Origin of the sequence: Fictibacillus phosphorivorans (assembly GCF_007673525.1) — a bacterium.
Taxonomy (GTDB): Bacteria; Bacillota; Bacilli; order Bacillales; family Fictibacillaceae; genus Fictibacillus; species Fictibacillus phosphorivorans_C.
The window spans coordinates 1,841,723-1,856,938 of the sequence record NZ_VDZU01000001.1 but is presented as its reverse complement, the minus strand read 5'-3'; the positions used below and the strand labels follow the sequence as shown (position 1 = coordinate 1,856,938).

At 35.9% G+C, this 15,216-nt stretch carries 17 protein-coding genes and 1 other annotated feature; of the genes, 3 read left to right on the top strand and 14 right to left on the bottom strand.

Annotated features, from left to right (window positions below):
* Positions 1–149: 149 nt before the first annotated feature.
* The 3 genes from FS458_RS09230 to arr form a co-directional block, all read right to left on the bottom strand.
* Complete coding sequence (locus FS458_RS09230; protein WP_144699732.1) at positions 150–605, bottom strand: hypothetical protein; 456 nt, start codon at positions 603–605, stop codon at positions 150–152.
* Positions 602–802 (bottom strand): helix-turn-helix transcriptional regulator, encoded by a 201-nt coding sequence (locus FS458_RS09225; protein ID WP_144699730.1) that lies wholly within the window; start codon positions 800–802, stop codon positions 602–604. Before FS458_RS09225 ends, FS458_RS09230 begins: the two co-directional genes overlap by 4 nt.
* A 230-nt stretch (positions 803–1,032) precedes the next feature.
* A complete protein-coding gene (gene arr, locus FS458_RS09220; RefSeq protein WP_144699727.1) occupies positions 1,033–1,449 on the bottom strand; it encodes an NAD(+)--rifampin ADP-ribosyltransferase in 417 nt (138 codons plus the stop codon).
* A gap of 298 nt (positions 1,450–1,747) precedes the next feature.
* Positions 1,748–2,003 (top strand) — a binding site (T-box leader).
* Positions 2,004–2,069: 66 nt separating this feature from the next.
* Here arr and FS458_RS09210 point away from each other — a divergent pair.
* Positions 2,070–3,323 carry an MFS transporter gene (locus FS458_RS09210; RefSeq protein ID WP_186320499.1) on the top strand — a complete coding sequence of 418 codons (1,254 nt, stop codon included), beginning with the start codon at positions 2,070–2,072 and terminating at the stop codon, positions 3,321–3,323.
* A 78-nt stretch (positions 3,324–3,401) separates the two neighbouring features.
* Here the strand turns inward: FS458_RS09210 and FS458_RS20650 are convergent, their stop codons facing one another.
* The 11 genes from FS458_RS20650 to map form a co-directional block, all read right to left on the bottom strand.
* On the bottom strand, positions 3,402–3,551 hold the full coding sequence (locus FS458_RS20650; protein WP_186320498.1) for a hypothetical protein: 150 nt from the start codon (positions 3,549–3,551) through the stop codon (positions 3,402–3,404).
* A gap of 134 nt (positions 3,552–3,685) precedes the next feature.
* Complete coding sequence (locus FS458_RS09205) at positions 3,686–4,060, bottom strand: YciI family protein (RefSeq protein ID WP_144699723.1); 375 nt, start codon at positions 4,058–4,060, stop codon at positions 3,686–3,688.
* Positions 4,061–4,254: 194 nt separating this feature from the next.
* A complete protein-coding gene (locus FS458_RS09200) occupies positions 4,255–4,713 on the bottom strand; it encodes an HAD family hydrolase (RefSeq protein ID WP_260858531.1) in 459 nt (152 codons plus the stop codon).
* 342 nt (positions 4,714–5,055) lie between these two features.
* Complete coding sequence (locus FS458_RS09195; RefSeq protein WP_144699719.1) at positions 5,056–6,402, bottom strand: S8 family serine peptidase; 1,347 nt, start codon at positions 6,400–6,402, stop codon at positions 5,056–5,058.
* A gap of 289 nt (positions 6,403–6,691) precedes the next feature.
* Positions 6,692–7,513: a GNAT family N-acetyltransferase gene (locus FS458_RS09190; protein WP_144699717.1), complete on the bottom strand. Its 822-nt coding sequence runs from the start codon at positions 7,511–7,513 to the stop codon at positions 6,692–6,694.
* A 119-nt stretch (positions 7,514–7,632) separates the two neighbouring features.
* Positions 7,633–7,920 carry a hypothetical protein gene (locus FS458_RS09185; protein WP_144699715.1) on the bottom strand — a complete coding sequence of 96 codons (288 nt, stop codon included), beginning with the start codon at positions 7,918–7,920 and terminating at the stop codon, positions 7,633–7,635.
* Between the two features lie 244 nt (positions 7,921–8,164).
* Positions 8,165–8,794: a type 1 glutamine amidotransferase family protein gene (locus FS458_RS09180; RefSeq protein ID WP_144699713.1), complete on the bottom strand. Its 630-nt coding sequence runs from the start codon at positions 8,792–8,794 to the stop codon at positions 8,165–8,167.
* A 76-nt stretch (positions 8,795–8,870) separates the two neighbouring features.
* Positions 8,871–9,833 (bottom strand): helix-turn-helix transcriptional regulator, encoded by a 963-nt coding sequence (locus FS458_RS09175; protein WP_144699711.1) that lies wholly within the window; start codon positions 9,831–9,833, stop codon positions 8,871–8,873.
* 216 nt (positions 9,834–10,049) lie between these two features.
* Positions 10,050–10,844, bottom strand: coding sequence for an SDR family NAD(P)-dependent oxidoreductase (locus FS458_RS09170; RefSeq protein WP_144699709.1), 795 nt, complete (start codon positions 10,842–10,844; stop codon positions 10,050–10,052).
* A 41-nt stretch (positions 10,845–10,885) separates the two neighbouring features.
* Positions 10,886–11,890 (bottom strand): helix-turn-helix transcriptional regulator, encoded by a 1,005-nt coding sequence (locus FS458_RS09165; RefSeq protein WP_144699707.1) that lies wholly within the window; start codon positions 11,888–11,890, stop codon positions 10,886–10,888.
* A 908-nt stretch (positions 11,891–12,798) separates the two neighbouring features.
* A complete protein-coding gene (gene map / locus FS458_RS09160) occupies positions 12,799–13,539 on the bottom strand; it encodes a type I methionyl aminopeptidase (RefSeq protein WP_144699705.1) in 741 nt (246 codons plus the stop codon).
* Between the two features lie 254 nt (positions 13,540–13,793).
* On the opposite strand from map, the gene FS458_RS09155 reads away from it, so the two are divergent.
* Together FS458_RS09155 and FS458_RS09150 are read left to right on the top strand one after the other, a co-directional pair.
* Positions 13,794–14,636, top strand: a complete 843-nt coding sequence (locus FS458_RS09155; protein WP_144699703.1) for a sialate O-acetylesterase — start codon at positions 13,794–13,796, stop codon at positions 14,634–14,636.
* Entirely contained in the window at positions 14,633–15,172 is a 540-nt protein-coding gene (locus FS458_RS09150; RefSeq protein WP_144699701.1) for a PadR family transcriptional regulator, read from the top strand. The genes FS458_RS09155 and FS458_RS09150 overlap by 4 nt, the downstream gene beginning before the upstream one ends.
* Positions 15,173–15,216: the final 44 nt, after the last annotated feature.

Below are 15,216 nucleotides of genomic sequence, written 5' to 3'. Positions count from 1 at the left end.
TCTCTCTAACTCAGATTATAATCACTGAAGGAAATAATTAGAAATTTCCTGCTTATAATTAGTAACACAACAAGAAAAAACCTTACGAAACCATGATCTCATAAGGTTTGGAAATCCGTAATCATTGCATTTGTTAGTACAAAAGAAATTTACATTAGTTCCTTATTCTTCTGATAAGATCGCTTTAATGAAATATATGTAGATAAAAACTTTACTACACTAACACTTACTAACAACCCTGATATTTCTAGCCATTTGTTCAGACTCGTAGGTACACCAATAATTATTAGATAGATTGTTAAAAAGATAATAATAAAACCAACCGTTTTCATGATTGTTGCTTTTAACTCTTTTTTATAGGCTCTCTCTGTTGAAATATCTGTGTATTCAATGCCAGATAAGATATATCTGCCTGACACATAAAAAAGGAAGATACCCATAGCTACTAGTAAGATTGTTTGTGCATCCAGATGTAAAGACTTGTTGCCAATAAGCATGACAAAAAGGGAAAGAAAAAGAAGGATTGCACCCTCAGAGAAAAAATATAACATCTTTCTTTCTTTGTATTCATCATCCGGTAGTAAAAAGGACATCCAAGATTTCATTTCGCATCGACCTCCCAAAATAATTCATCCAACGTTTTCTGCAGTTCTTTAGCTATTGCAATACACAATTGAAGACTAGGATTAAATTCGCCCTTTTCTATAAGACCGATCGTTTGTCTAGTCACACCAACTTTTATAGCTAATTGTTCCTGAGTAATGGAGGCATTCATTCTTGTCATTTTAACGTTATTCTTCATTTCTCACCCCAGCTGGATGTTAGATATAGTTTACATATGCAATTTATATATTACATAAACCTTAAAATTATGTCAACTTTTACATTTTAAACCTTTAAAACAAACACCCTAACTTTATCGGTTAGGATGCCAGAGTGTAAGACAAACCCCATTTCAATTAGAATTGAAATGAGGTTGTCTAAGATTTTATAGGGAAATTACTGTATCTAATTAATACATTTAAACAGTGGTTAATCGTATATTACATTCTTACCTTGTTCTGTTAAAGTTTTCAAGTGTGTAAGCATTTGATTGATTTCTTGCTCTGAATGCCTTTCCCATGATTTTAATTCAGCTATGATTTTTAAAGGGGATTTGGATCTGTATGATCTTGTTGGGTTTCCGGGGAATCTTTTATCGGTCAAGTTCGGGTCGTTTTCAAATTCACCTAGAGGCTCTACGATATAGATTCTCTCTTTCGATTGAGATCGTGCCAATTCAGCACCCCATTTAGCAGCATCTAATGTAGCAGTGAAGTAGATAAAGTTAGATTTTTTGTCTTGATAATTTGATAGGTATAATGGTTCTAACAGGTCTCCAATTTTCAATTCAGCTTTTGTACCATGAAAGAAAGGACCTTTATCTAAGACTTCTTTTTTATCATTCATCCATAGACACCTCTAACTTTTTTTGATTTGTTTACAACAGTATATGAGTAAAATCCAAGAAAGAGTAGTCTATTATTTATCTAGCATTCGGAGTATAATTAAAGTAGAAAGAATGATTTTGCATGTTTTAAGATGATTTGGTTACATCCAGATCATCTTTTTTATATTCCCGTATAAGTCATTAAAGAAAAGTAGCAACCTGTCATTTTAAATCCTCTCTATATTTAATTTCCAACAACTTAATTTAAAATGTCTTTACTTTACCAGTAAGAATTTGGTAACATTATCCACAATTAAATGAAATGCTATGAAGAGAAGAGTATAATCAGCAATTCTTCAAAGAGAGCTCCAGTTGGTGAAAAGGAGTAAGAATTAATGATTGGAAGCAAGCCTCTGAGCAGCGCATTGGATCCTTGAAGGTGATAGTGTGACAGGAGCTCCTGTTATAGAGCTAGGGTATTTGTATGGAATTTTTAATGTACCTAAAAAGGGGAATATGGTGACATATTTCCAAACTGAGGTGGCACCACGACGCGCAATAACTCGTCCTCAAGACAAATGTCTTGGGGGTGAGTTTTTTTTATTGTCCAAGTTTAGATCATTGAGGAGTGAAAATAAAAATGCGTATAAACAAGTCTATTAGGTCGTGGAAATATCCTACCATTTTATTGTTCAGTATTGGTATTTCGAGTATTGGAGCGTGGGTGTATTTTATAGCACTCAATTTAATCGTTCTTGATAGGATGGGTGTCCTTGCTGTTTCAGGACTCTATATACTTAGAGCTCTATCGACATTATTTACTAACATTTGGTGTGGCAGCATAATTGATCGCATGAACAAAAAACATCTCATGATTGGGCTAACTCTATTCCAGGCGGTGCTTATTGGCTTATTGCCTTTACTATCCTCTCTTTGGGGAACGTATGGTATTGTCTTTTTCATCAGTGTGGCTAGTTCTATTTATGAGCCGACATCAATGTCTTACATTACGAAGCTAATTCCCGTTGATAAAAGAAAACGATTTAATTCTCTCCGTAGCTTAATTGATTCTGGAGCATTTGTTACTGGACCCGCAATGGCTGGAATGATTTTTATGATTGGCACTCCAAATTTCGCGATATACCTAAATGCCATCGCTCTCTTTTTATCAGCAATGATTTTATTGTTCATGCCCAATATCGAAAAGAATGATGCTATTGAAACAGAATATGAAAGAATAACCTTACAAGTATTGAAAAAAGACTGGAGATTAGTTGTTGATTTTAGTCGTAAACATATTTATGTTATGATCATTTATTTACTATTTAGCGCAGTAATGGTTTTGGCAACTGCTGTAGATTCATTGGAAGCAGCGTTTGCTACAGAAGTTCTGTCGTTATCCGAGGGAGATTATGGATTACTTGTAAGTATTGCTGGTGTTGGAATCATTGTAGGAGCCTCAATAAACTTGATAGTTGTTGAAAAAGTAGCTACCTCTTGGCTAATTGGTCTTGGTTCCATATTGGTTTCCAGCGGTTATCTAATCTATGCATTTTCAAGTACTTTTTTAATGGCCGCAGTTGGTTTTTTCGTTCTATCATTTTCGATGGCTTTTATTAACACAGGATTTTACACATTTTATCAAAATAATGTTCCTGTCGAAGTAATGGGTCGGGTTGGTAGTTTATATGGTTTCATCGAAGCGTTTTTCATTATTATTGGAACTATGATTTTCGGAATCTTAGCAGAGTTAATATCCATTCGGTTTGTGGTCATATTAGGAACTATGTCGATGTTTGCAGTAACATTGATATTATTTATCTTTAATACGCAACCGACTAAAAAAGAGTATTATTCTGAGAAAGAACAGCTTCAAGCTTCCAGTCATAATTAGAAAAACAGAATAGCATAACCTGTTTAATCGAATAAAAAAACATAGGAAGCATTCGCTCTTCCTATGTTTTCATTCTTATTATTTATCTGTTTGTTTTTGCTTCTTTTTCAAAAACTCCATACGTAGTTTTTCAAGATGCTTCTTTTTATCAAATCTGGCAGGCGTCTGTTTCTCATGAAACTTTGTCACGGCTACCTGAGCTTTGTCATCCAATTGATATTTCCCCAAAATGTTCACCTACTTTTTCTTCTTCAATCATCTTATATACTATACCTTAGTTTGCTAAAAGAAACCTTATAATTATTTGTTGAGCAAATCAACTGTGTTATCGTGTCTCACTTGAATATGATATTCTACCCTATTCATTTATTGTTAATCAAGTAATGCACAGGACGAACTTCTATGCGCCAGTCAAATTCTTCCCCTCGGTTAACTTGTGTTGTTGGATGTAAAGAAGCAAGTTTGATCGCCTCATTCATGTTTTCTGCTTCAAACATAAAAATGCTCCCTATCATTTCTTTAGTTTCTGTGAACGGTCCATCTGTTACGATTACCCTTCCGTCTACACGGCGCAAACTTTTGGACTCTGTTTCGAGACCTGCATCAAGCAAAACCTCACCGCTATCATAAAAATTCTCAATGTGCGGCTGACATTCACTCATGATGGCTTCAATCTCCGCCCTTGGACGGGCATCCATTTTTTCAGGGTTGTAATAGCCCATACATAAAAATATCATGATCATCTCTCCTCGATTACTAAATTTTGTATCCACTACTATAACGATTAAGAATCTGTATAATCGACAGGATGCTAATATTTTTTTGTATAACCTTTAATCTTCAGTAGTGCTAACAAAGCACCGCGCAGAATTCTCCAAGTAACAGAAATAGCACACCTATTTGACAATATTTTCAATTTCTAGCGCTAAACTTATTTACTTAAAAGCACATCTCGAATCTCCGCTATATACGAAACAATCGCAAATGGCTTATGTGAAGTTGGCGGTAATACATTATTAACATTTACCCATATGGCTTCCATACCCACTTCCATCGGAGCGATTACGTCATGTGTCCATGAATCCCCAATAAATAAAGTTTCACTTGGTTTTCTATCAAAATATTCTAGAGCTTTCAAATAGATATTAGGGTTAGGTTTTCTATAACCTAATTGCTCTGCGTGAAAAACTTTATCGTCACTAAATATTTCTCCTAATCCCATATTGATCAGCTTTTGCTTTGGATCATATAGACCATTCGTGACAATACCTAGCTCAAAATTTCTACTCAAATCTATTATTAAACTCGTTATTGCATCATTAACTGTTATAAAATCCATGCTCGTTTTCAGAAAAAGATTGTCCAAACCATCTAATGATTCCATATCCATTGATAAGTTAAAATGCTTCAGTACATACTCCCATCTTGCTCTCTTAAAGGCTGATGGACTGTACTCATTAGATATCAACTTTTCTATTAAGTTTCTTGGTGGTTGTTTAAATAATTCTAAGAGCTTCGGTGCATGTAAATAATTCGTAAGTGGATGATTCCTTATGAAATAGTGAATCCATCATCAAACCATGAAGAATTTTTTAACAAAGTGTCATCTAAATCAAGCAACAACAAACTGAATGTACTCATCTTTACCTCAACTCATAAGATTCGTTAGTATTTCCTAAACAAAAAGAAAAATGGAACTATCGGGATAGCTCCATTTTTCATAAATCAACTTTTATTTCAAAGCATTAACCGCATTAATCAAACCAAATCCTGCTTCACCATCATAACCACGTTTGAAAATATCGTCAGATGAAGATTGAATAATATGTTTGACTTGTGATGGTGAAAGGTTATCTTTACCATGCTGTGCGATAATAACTCCTGCAAGAGCAGCAGTTTTTGGAGCTGCCATTGAGGTACCCGCTTTATAACCATAGCCACCAGGAACAGTAGCTAAGCAGAGATACGTATTGTCTCGACCTGTCCCAGTTGTAGGGTCATAATTAGGACCAAGATCGCCACCTGGCGCTATTACATCAATCTTCCCTACTCCATAGTTAGAGTAGAATGCCAGATTCTTCAGTTGTCCACCAGCAGAAACTCTTATCATTGATTGGCTGCTAGGACTGCGGTGTGTTGCACCATTATCATCTCCTGATAATTTGCCTGGAGAGCTAATGTCTAGTGCATTGTTTCCAGCAGATCCTACTACTGTTACACCTTTTTTGATCGCATATTGAATGGCTCTGTTAAACAAACGAACATCCGCTACCGTATCTTTTGTTGCATAATCTGGATTTTGGAACCAGTCATAACCACCAAGAGACATGTTTACAACATCCACATTGTCGTCTGCTGCTGTCATTAATGCTTCTGCAATATGAGAAGTTTCCGCTCCGCCTGTAGGGCCAAATACGCGATAAGCTGCTACTTTCAAATCTGGACCTACACCCATCGTACGACCTTTAGCAGCAATCGATCCTGCAACGTGTGTACCATGAGAGTTCTGGTCCATCGCATCTGGATATCCTGGTACAAATGATTTGCCGTAAGCGTAGTTATCTTTTAAATCAGGATGCGTATAATCGATACCTGTATCAATAACTCCCACTACGATGTCATTTCCGTCGACTGACTTTCCAGTGCCTCCGGGGAGGTTCCAAGACGCTCCATTATTTGTCACTTGCTTTATGTCCCATTGTAAACTATTGTACAAATCTGCAGAAGGACCAGCATTGGTCACGAGTGCCTCAGCTTCGATTGCAGCTGTATCAGGCTGCACGATGTTTTGAATTCCTGCATCTAGTACTGTGCTCGATTTTTTTATTTGAGATAGGAAGTTTGGATTAGTAGAAACGACCTCAACCGCACCTAACTTGTCCAATTTTGCTTCGATTTGACCACCAGCTTTTGAAATTTCCCTACCGAAATCTGTAGGTAACTTTGCTTGATCTTTGAAAATAACTATGTATTTCTTTTCCTTACCAACTTCCGCCTTAGCAGAGAACGGGCTACCACCTAATACGACAGATGCTCCAAGCGTTAGGGCAAGTGCACTGGCCATAATTTTACTTTTCATGAAGATCATTCCTCTCATCTATTCTATATTTGATTATAGTTACTTTAAATAGAATTACAATTCATTTTCAGAATATTTTTTATATTTAGTTAATAATAATTCTTAGTACCTGCACCGAAAGTCCTTATTTAGTAAATAAAGTAAATTTTTATTTAACGTAATCAAATTTACCCATGAATGATTTTTTAGCATAATAAAAACAACCTTCTGATGCATAAAGGTAGTTTGTTAGTGAAAGTACATGAGGTTATGCAAATTGCAAATTACAAAATGATGACATACTAAATATTCAAAGTAGATATGTGTAATAATCCTGCGAATGTACTACTTTAAACCCAACTGCTTTATATAATCCAAGTGCTTGGTCATTCTTAGTTTCAACCTCAAGATACACCGAATATCCAGCTGAACTTTGCTCCTTAATGACCTGACCCAGCACTTTCCTTCCAAATCCTTGACCTTGATGTTCTGGCAAGATGGAAAAGCCATAAATCCACACTTCCCCTTCCTTTCGTGAAACACGAATTTTCCCTACTGTTTTTCCGTTCACATCGATCATTAACATATCCGTTTGTCTTTCTTTATGAAACGAACGTTCCATAGACGTAGCTTCTTCTCTTGTCATTCCGAATGCTTCAATAGATATACGAATAGACATGTCTACATCATCTACTTTTGCCTGTCGGAGTGTTATACCTTCTACTGGTACTACTAAACTTTTTTGACAAACCATTTGATGTTCTGAAAATGAATAATTAGCTCCTATCTTAAATAAGAACTCTTTTGCTGCACTTGATTCAGCTGGAGTGTTTAACAAAATTTTATTGTATTTGTATTGTTTAACTGCTTCCATTCCTTGCTGAAACAAACGGTGAAAATGCCTCTTACGTCGTTTGCTCGGATTCACCATCCCACAAACTTCTACTGTAGAACCAAAAGGATACAAGCCTAGAAACGCCACTAGTTTATCATTTTCATAGTAAAAAAAGTCGAGTTGATCAGAGTCACGATTCTCCAGCATACTCCAGTTCAGTTTCAGCTGAATATCATCATGAACCTCACACTCTTTTTGTAATTTTTTTATGTCTTGAAGTTGTTGTTTTGTTAACATATTGTGTTCTCCTTAATGAGTTAAGATGAAGCCTTTATATATTTCAATAAAAAAGAGCGCATTCCTTTAGTTAAAGAAATGCACTTGATTGCAGAGATTTTTTTGATGGAGGTTTTTTTTTATTTTGGAGCCAATATAATTCTTTCATCTTTCTGTTCAATAATGATCTGAAAGGTATTACAGATCAACTTCTGCCTTAACACGTAAGGAATGGTAAGATATCCTTTATTGGAAATTATCTGTTTATATTCTCTTTTTAAAGACTTATCAATGACAATGATAGAATCATGATAACAGTCGATTCCTATCTCTAAACCATTATGAATGTTAAACTCTTCTCTCCAGATAACTGGTATGTACAGGTATCCTTTCTTATTTTCATAGACTTTATTTGTGTATATAACCAAGATGACACCCCCGTGATTCCTGAAAACCATCATACTTGATTTCACTACAGCAGTGAATGGGTCATGAGAATTAAAAAGTCACAGGAAAGAAAAAGTAGAGAATCAATCACCTATACACATGGATTCATTTAGAACGACACTCCTAAATAAGACGTATCTCTAGGTCTTACCGTATTCCTTTATAAAAGTTATGCACTTTTACGTTTTCAAGCAGTCCTATCCTACAGTAATCTCTCAAACTCATCTATTCCATAGAGTTCATTAAGTGAAAAAAGTGTTCAGGCTCTTGAGTCTTATTGAGCTTGTACCATGAATGTAAAGTATCTGGTGCAAATACATCTAATCTTTTAATCACTTCCCTCGCAAATTCGAGAGGAGCTACTCCTGATGCCGTAACCAAATTCTCGTCAGCAACCGCAGGTCCCTCCTCATATAACTTTTCTCCTTTATAATTCGGACAGACCATTTTCAAGTAATCTAAGTTATTACTCGTATGCATTCTCTTATCTAGGTATCCCCTATTCGCAAGTGCTATTGTTGCACCACAAATTGCCGCAACAATCGTACCCTGCTGTAAAGCGTCGCCTGTTTTTTCCATAATGGGTTGATGAATATCTTCTCTCCATGTATTTCCCCCAGGTAAAATTAAAAGATCTTTACTCTTCAGGCTGCACTCCTCTATTGATATATCTGGTTGTATACTTAATCCACCCATCGAAGTGACCATTTCTTTATCAGCCCCTACAGTTACTACTTTTAAAGGTGCTGTATCTTTTTTAAAGTACCTCCTTGTATGTAACTCAGCAATCAAATAACCATACTCCCAGTCTGACATTGTATTAAATACATATAGATACACTCTTCTTGTTTCCATCCAATAACACTCCTCATCACATGTAATATAGACAATTATAAAATAACTTCCCTGACAGCTAACGTCAGGGAAGTTATCATACTTGATGAAAGTTTATTAGATCTGACAGGACCTCAATAATCCTTTTCTTAAGACTTATAGGCTCAATCACTTGAATAGATGTACCGTATGGGAAAAGCATGTGAGGAACATATGTATGTAATATATCTTTTTCCAGAAGAAATGTTGCTTGATTTGATGATTGACTCTGTAAATAATGTCCTAAAAACCAATGTTGGCAAATATCTACCAAGGCTGTTGTACTCCCATTAATAACTAAAGTTGTGCTTTTATCTTTATCTTCAAGAGTTGGCAGTAGGTTCTTCAAAAAAAAGTCAGAAGCTGAAAAGTCTTCTGGCCGAATAAACTTGTCTTCGGTTTGAATTAGCCTTTCGATGCGATCTATTCTAAAACTCCGTACTTCCTTCCTAAGATGACAAAAGCCAATCACATACCATTTCCTATTCCAATAGATGATTCTGTACGGATCGATCAATCTATCACTTGTTTGGTTCTCTTTATTATTTTGGTAAGTAATCTTTACGGAGTTCCCTTCAGCTACTGAAGTCTCCAGCTCTTTTAATGTAGATTCTACAGAGGATGAATGTAATCGACTGATTACTTCAAGACTTGATAAATGTTGGTTTCTCTGTGTTTCCTGCTCTGGATTTGAGTATCTACCTAGTTTGGATACCGCTCTATTGAGTGCTTCCCCTCCATAATAGCCCGCTTCACTTGCAAAAACGGCTGCGTGAAACAGTGACGTTTGCTCTTCAATATCAAAGAAAAGAGGAGCCTCTATAAAATGGTTCAATAGAGAGTATCCACCATTATGTCCAGAATCTGAAATGATAGGTACACCACTTGTTGAAAGGGTATCGATATACCGATACACCGTCCTAATATTGAGCTCTAACTTCTCTGAGATCTGTTTGGCAGTGACTTTTTCACTTGACCGAAGCATCCATAAAACGGCTAGCATATTGTCAATTTTAGGCATAAGAAAACTCCACTTCTATTTAAATCATATTCTATATATACAATTTCTAGTATAGCTCATAACAAAAGGATATTTTCTGTATTTAGTGTTCTTTTTAAATGTGATTTTTACATTATTAAGATTAGCAATATACCTTTAACAGAGCTTAATAATAAAGAAGAGTTTGCAGACATATAGGTGTCTGCAAACTCACAGAATTACTTTTAGTTATAGAAATTAAAAAATAGTTGGTACCATTCCCCCATCCATACGTATGGGAGCTCCTTTAAACGCGGATGCATAGGGACTGCATACAAATGTAGTTAATCTACCTATTTCAGAAGGTCTGATAAATCGCTGAATTTCAGATTGAGGTAGGTTTGTAGCCATAAATTCTTTCTCTTTCTCTGAAAAATTCATGTCTTCGTTTGGGTAGATCCCCTCAATGATTTGATATACATTTTCAGAGAGCGTTGGTCCTGGTAGGATTGTATTAACTGTAACTTCTGTTCCTTTTGTTAATTTAGATAAGCTTTTTGATAATGATAATAACATTGATTTGGTTGTACAATACTGAGGCATTTGTCCTGAAGGCATCATTGCTTCTTCACTCGCAATGAAGATAATGCGGCCATAATCATTGTTCAGCATTCTAGGTAAATAAAATTTAGATAATCCATTTGCAGCAAGAAAATTAGTGCGGAAATATCTTTCCCATACTTCATCGTCTACGTCCTCATATTGCATGATTTCATATATCCCCATACTGTTAACTAAAATATCAATATTGGGGTATCTCTCAAATAAAGCTTCTCTCTGTTGAATATCAACTAGATCGGCTGCAGCATTTTGAGGAGAGGTAGCTGGGAAATCTGATTTAATTTCATTTACAACTCGTTCTACCTCTTCATAAGTTCGTCCATTAATTAGAACATTAACACCTTCTTTAGCAAGTTCAATAGCAATTGCTTTACCTATACCTTTCGTCGACCCAGTAACTAATGCTGTTTTATTTTTCAATTTCATATCCATGATATATTTCTCCTCTTACTTACTTCGTGCTAATACTAGAATTAATTTATCGCCAAATGTTCATTACGCCAATTTGAAGGAGTATCACCTTCCCAAAGGCGAAAGGCGCGGTAGAATGAGTTCTGGTCTTCATAGCCAATCAGGAAAGCCACTTCCTTAATATCGAGCGAGGGATCTGCCAAGTACTCTCGTGCCTGCTCGTGTCGCACTTGTGTCAACAGATGCTTGAAGTTCGTCCCTTCTTCAGACAGTCTGCGCTGTAAGGTACGATCACTCATCCCCAACTCGCTAGCGACAGCCTGAATATCGGGACGCCCTCCTGTTAAGTTCCGTTTCGTAATCCACTTAACCATATCGGTGGTTGAGTGACTGCGTTTCTGCTCATTCAACGATTGGTCTAGTACGGGAGTCAGAATCTCCAGTAACTCCGCGTTGTACGAAACAAAGGGGCGATCCAGATCTCCTCTATATAAGGTCAACCTGTTACAATTTGCACCTAACCGGATACGACAGCCAAAGTAAGCTTCAAGTAACTGTACATCGCCTATAACGTGTGAAAATTCGACGGACCTCGCCGTCAAAGGTTGACCTGTGCCCCTGCGGCCAAGTTCCAGAAGAAATGCTAGCGTAATACCAACCAGCAGAGGCGGAACGGGTTGATCAAGATCCAACCAATCCAGTTCGATTGTACAGTGCTCACCTTCCTCGATGATACGTAAACTTTCAGGTGGGCAAAGTTGTTTGTACCTGGCCATTCGCTTTAGAGCATCACGGTAGTCACGAGCGTGGTAAGTAGCTAAAATACTAGGAGGGTAATGCGCTGTTTCAAAACCAGTCGTAAGCTTGATAATTCCTTTTGCATTATCATCAATGAGATCGGAATAAGCTTGCCAGATCGCCAAATATTGAGCAGAGGTGACATCTGGTTCAGTAATAATGGTGAGCGGAAGTCGTGCTTTTCTAACCACATCCTGGGCGGCAATCCCCAGTTGTTTTAATCCAATCCAAAATCCTGCTGGAATTTTTACTCGAGAATGAGACGTCATTCATATAGGTCCTTCCTATTGCTTTCTACACTATTTTTCGCTTTGACTAAGGTACAGTTATAACATTACCTATCCAATGTCGCTCTGTAACTAGCAAAGGACGACATTTTACTTGCCGATTACGTCGAATAAGTGGCGTTAGTATTATGTACGATAACTTCCGTTGTATAGGCTCCATAAAAACAACAATTAATATAAAAAGCTCCCTATAATATAGTAAACATAAGTTAAATAACTAATTATAGTTAAGCTAATGGAACAGCTATTTATTAAACTTGAATACCCCACTTTTTTAAAAAGGCGATAGAGTATATAGAAAAGACATAGGATAAGTAATTGTAAAAACAACGTTATATAAATATAAGTATGTAAAGACTCTCCTATCCCAATGAAAATCCCTGTACCCACTAAAAAAATGCCTGATAATCCAATTATCGCAACCATGTTATTTAAACCAATTCTTTTAAATTCTACTATTTGAGCTGGAACCAATGTTATCCCTAACACCATGAAACTTATCAAAATATGAAGTGAAAATACTAACACGAAAATATCCCCTGTCTTTCTTCCAAACATCATTTTACGTACTAATTGTTCCTATAACAACAATATATTTTTTTGTTTGCTATCTGTTTTTCAAAGTCTAATTTTTTGTATCGTTCTTTGATTCTGTACTGTCGATATCTATTTTCTCATACGATTGCTGAATAACTTAATAAGTTCTAGATGCACAAATTCAAATCCTTTCTTATTCCACAATCTCGCTAAAGTATGAAAAAGTTTTACCTTTCCCATAAGAAAACACACTGATTACTTAAAAATAACAGTGTGTTGATGGTGGATTTTTAAAATTTAACTAACATGTTTCCTGCACACGAAAGTTTTAAATTTAAAACTTCATGGCTGAATTAAAGTGTGATAATGATCGGGCCTTCTTTAGTAAGGATAATTGTATGTTCTACTTGTGCCACATAGCTTTTTTCGGTAGCATAAGTCCAACCGTCTTCTTTTTGGAAAACTTCTTCTTCCAAGGTTGATATAAATGGTTCGAATGCGATAACCATTCCATCTTTTAATAATTCATGATCCCATGGATCGTTATAGTTTAAAATATGGTCTGGTTCTTCATGTATTCTACGTCCCACACCATGTCCTGTAAGGTTTTTGATAACCGTGAATCCATGCTGTTTCGCTGTTTCATATACTGCTTTTCCGATTCTACTTTTTTTGGAACCGGGTTTTGCTTTCTTCAGACCTGCTTCAAATGCCTTTTTCGCAACATCGCATAATCTCGTTAATACTTCATTTCCTTGTCCTACTACAAATGAGATTCCAGTATCAGCGAAATAACCGTTCTTTGAAGCAGATACATCGATATTTACAAGATCGCCTTCTTGAATAACCCGATGACCGGGAATACCATGAGCCACTTCATCATTGATACTGATGCACGTAAACCCTGGAAAGTCATATTCACCTTTAGGAGCTGAAACTGCACCTGCTTTTTCTAAAAGTTCTCCGGCTATTTCATCAAGTTCTTTCGTCGTTATGCCAGGAATTGTTCTTTGTACTAATTCATCTCTAATTGAGGCAATAATTCTGCCAATTTCCTTCAAACCATTAAAATCTTCTTCTGTTTTTGCAATCATATTTTTATCCTACCTCATTATTTTTATAATCCTCTACATAGTAACTCTACTTTCTCAAAAAATTATACTCATGTAAATTAATTGCTACTAGCTTATAAGGTAATAACAAAAGTATTGACTGGTAGATATTAATATACTCACTGAAATTCTATATTAAAAAATGACAAGCAATAGCAAGTTGACGATAGTCTAATTAGACTTTATTATAATAAACAAGTCTAATTAGACTATTTAGGTAAAGGAATGAAGATGAAATGATTAAATCTTTTTTAATGTTAGGGCAATCAAATATGGCAGGTCGTGGCTTCTTGCATGAAGTAGAACCGATCTATGATGAAAAAATAAAAATGTTGCGCAACGGACAGTGGCAAATGATGACAGAACCCATTAATTATGACCGTCCTGTTGCTGGTGTAAGTCTAGCAGCATCCTTTGCAGAGGCATTTGCAAAAGCCAACCAGGATGAACAAATTGGTTTGATACCATGTGCGGAAGGTGGCAGTTCCTTGGACGATTGGCATCCACAAGGTACTCTTTTTCAACATGCTTTGTCAGAAGCTCAATTTGCTCTTGAAAGCAGTCAAATTTGTGGCTTACTTTGGCATCAAGGAGAAAGTGATAGCCAAAATTCTCTACATGAAACGTACTACGAAAAGCTATCTCTGATCATTGAAACTTTACGTAAAGAATTAAAACTTCAGCATGTCCCATTAATGATTGGTGAGCTAGGGGATTTCTTAGGAAAAACAGGCTTCGGAAAGTACTCATCAGAGTTTCAGGAGATCAACAAACAATTACGGCGATTCGCTCATGAGCAGCAGAATTGTTATTTTGTATCGGCAAAAGGTTTAACTTCTAATCCGGATGGTATTCATTTGAACGCTGTTTCACAACGAAAATTTGGCTTTCGTTATTACGCCGCATTTTCGAAAAAGTGTCATATCTTAGAGCCCCTAAAGGATGAGGATCAATCCCTAAAAATAAACAATAACTATTCGAAAACCGAACAAATGTATATTCATAGTATGGATTTAGCTCTAGGTAAAATCACATACGCTGAATTTGAAGCAAATATGGCGGTGGTGATGCAATCTTGATTCCCTTACTAATCCTTGGATTACTTATACAAAAACCTGGCGCTCATGGATATGAACTCTTAAGTTTAATGGAAAAACGACATTATCAATATATCGTTAACTTTACGAAAGGATCCTTTTATTACAATTTGCAACAACTTGAAGAAAAAGGTTGGATTGAACAAACACAACACATACGTCCAAACAACGGTCGTGACATTCATACCTTTAAAATCACGTCATTGGGCTTAGAAGAATTTAATAAGTTAATGACCAAATATGGAACGAAAACCGAATATGTAAAATTACCAATCTATGGGACGTTATTATTTGCAGATGTATTCGATAAAAATAAATTATTGCAATGTATCCAATCTCAGATTGAACAAACTGAAGCCAGAATTGCCCTTCTTGATGAATACTTAGCGAACCATAAGGAATCACCTGGCAAGATTGATTATTTTCACCGTATGAACGAAAATTCTCGTTCTCACCATTTAGTAAACCTAAAATGGCTTCAAGAAATAAAGTCAGACTTAGAGAAAGCTTCGGTATAAAGTAAAAAAATCACCTATCCATATTTCTTACCAAAAATGGATGG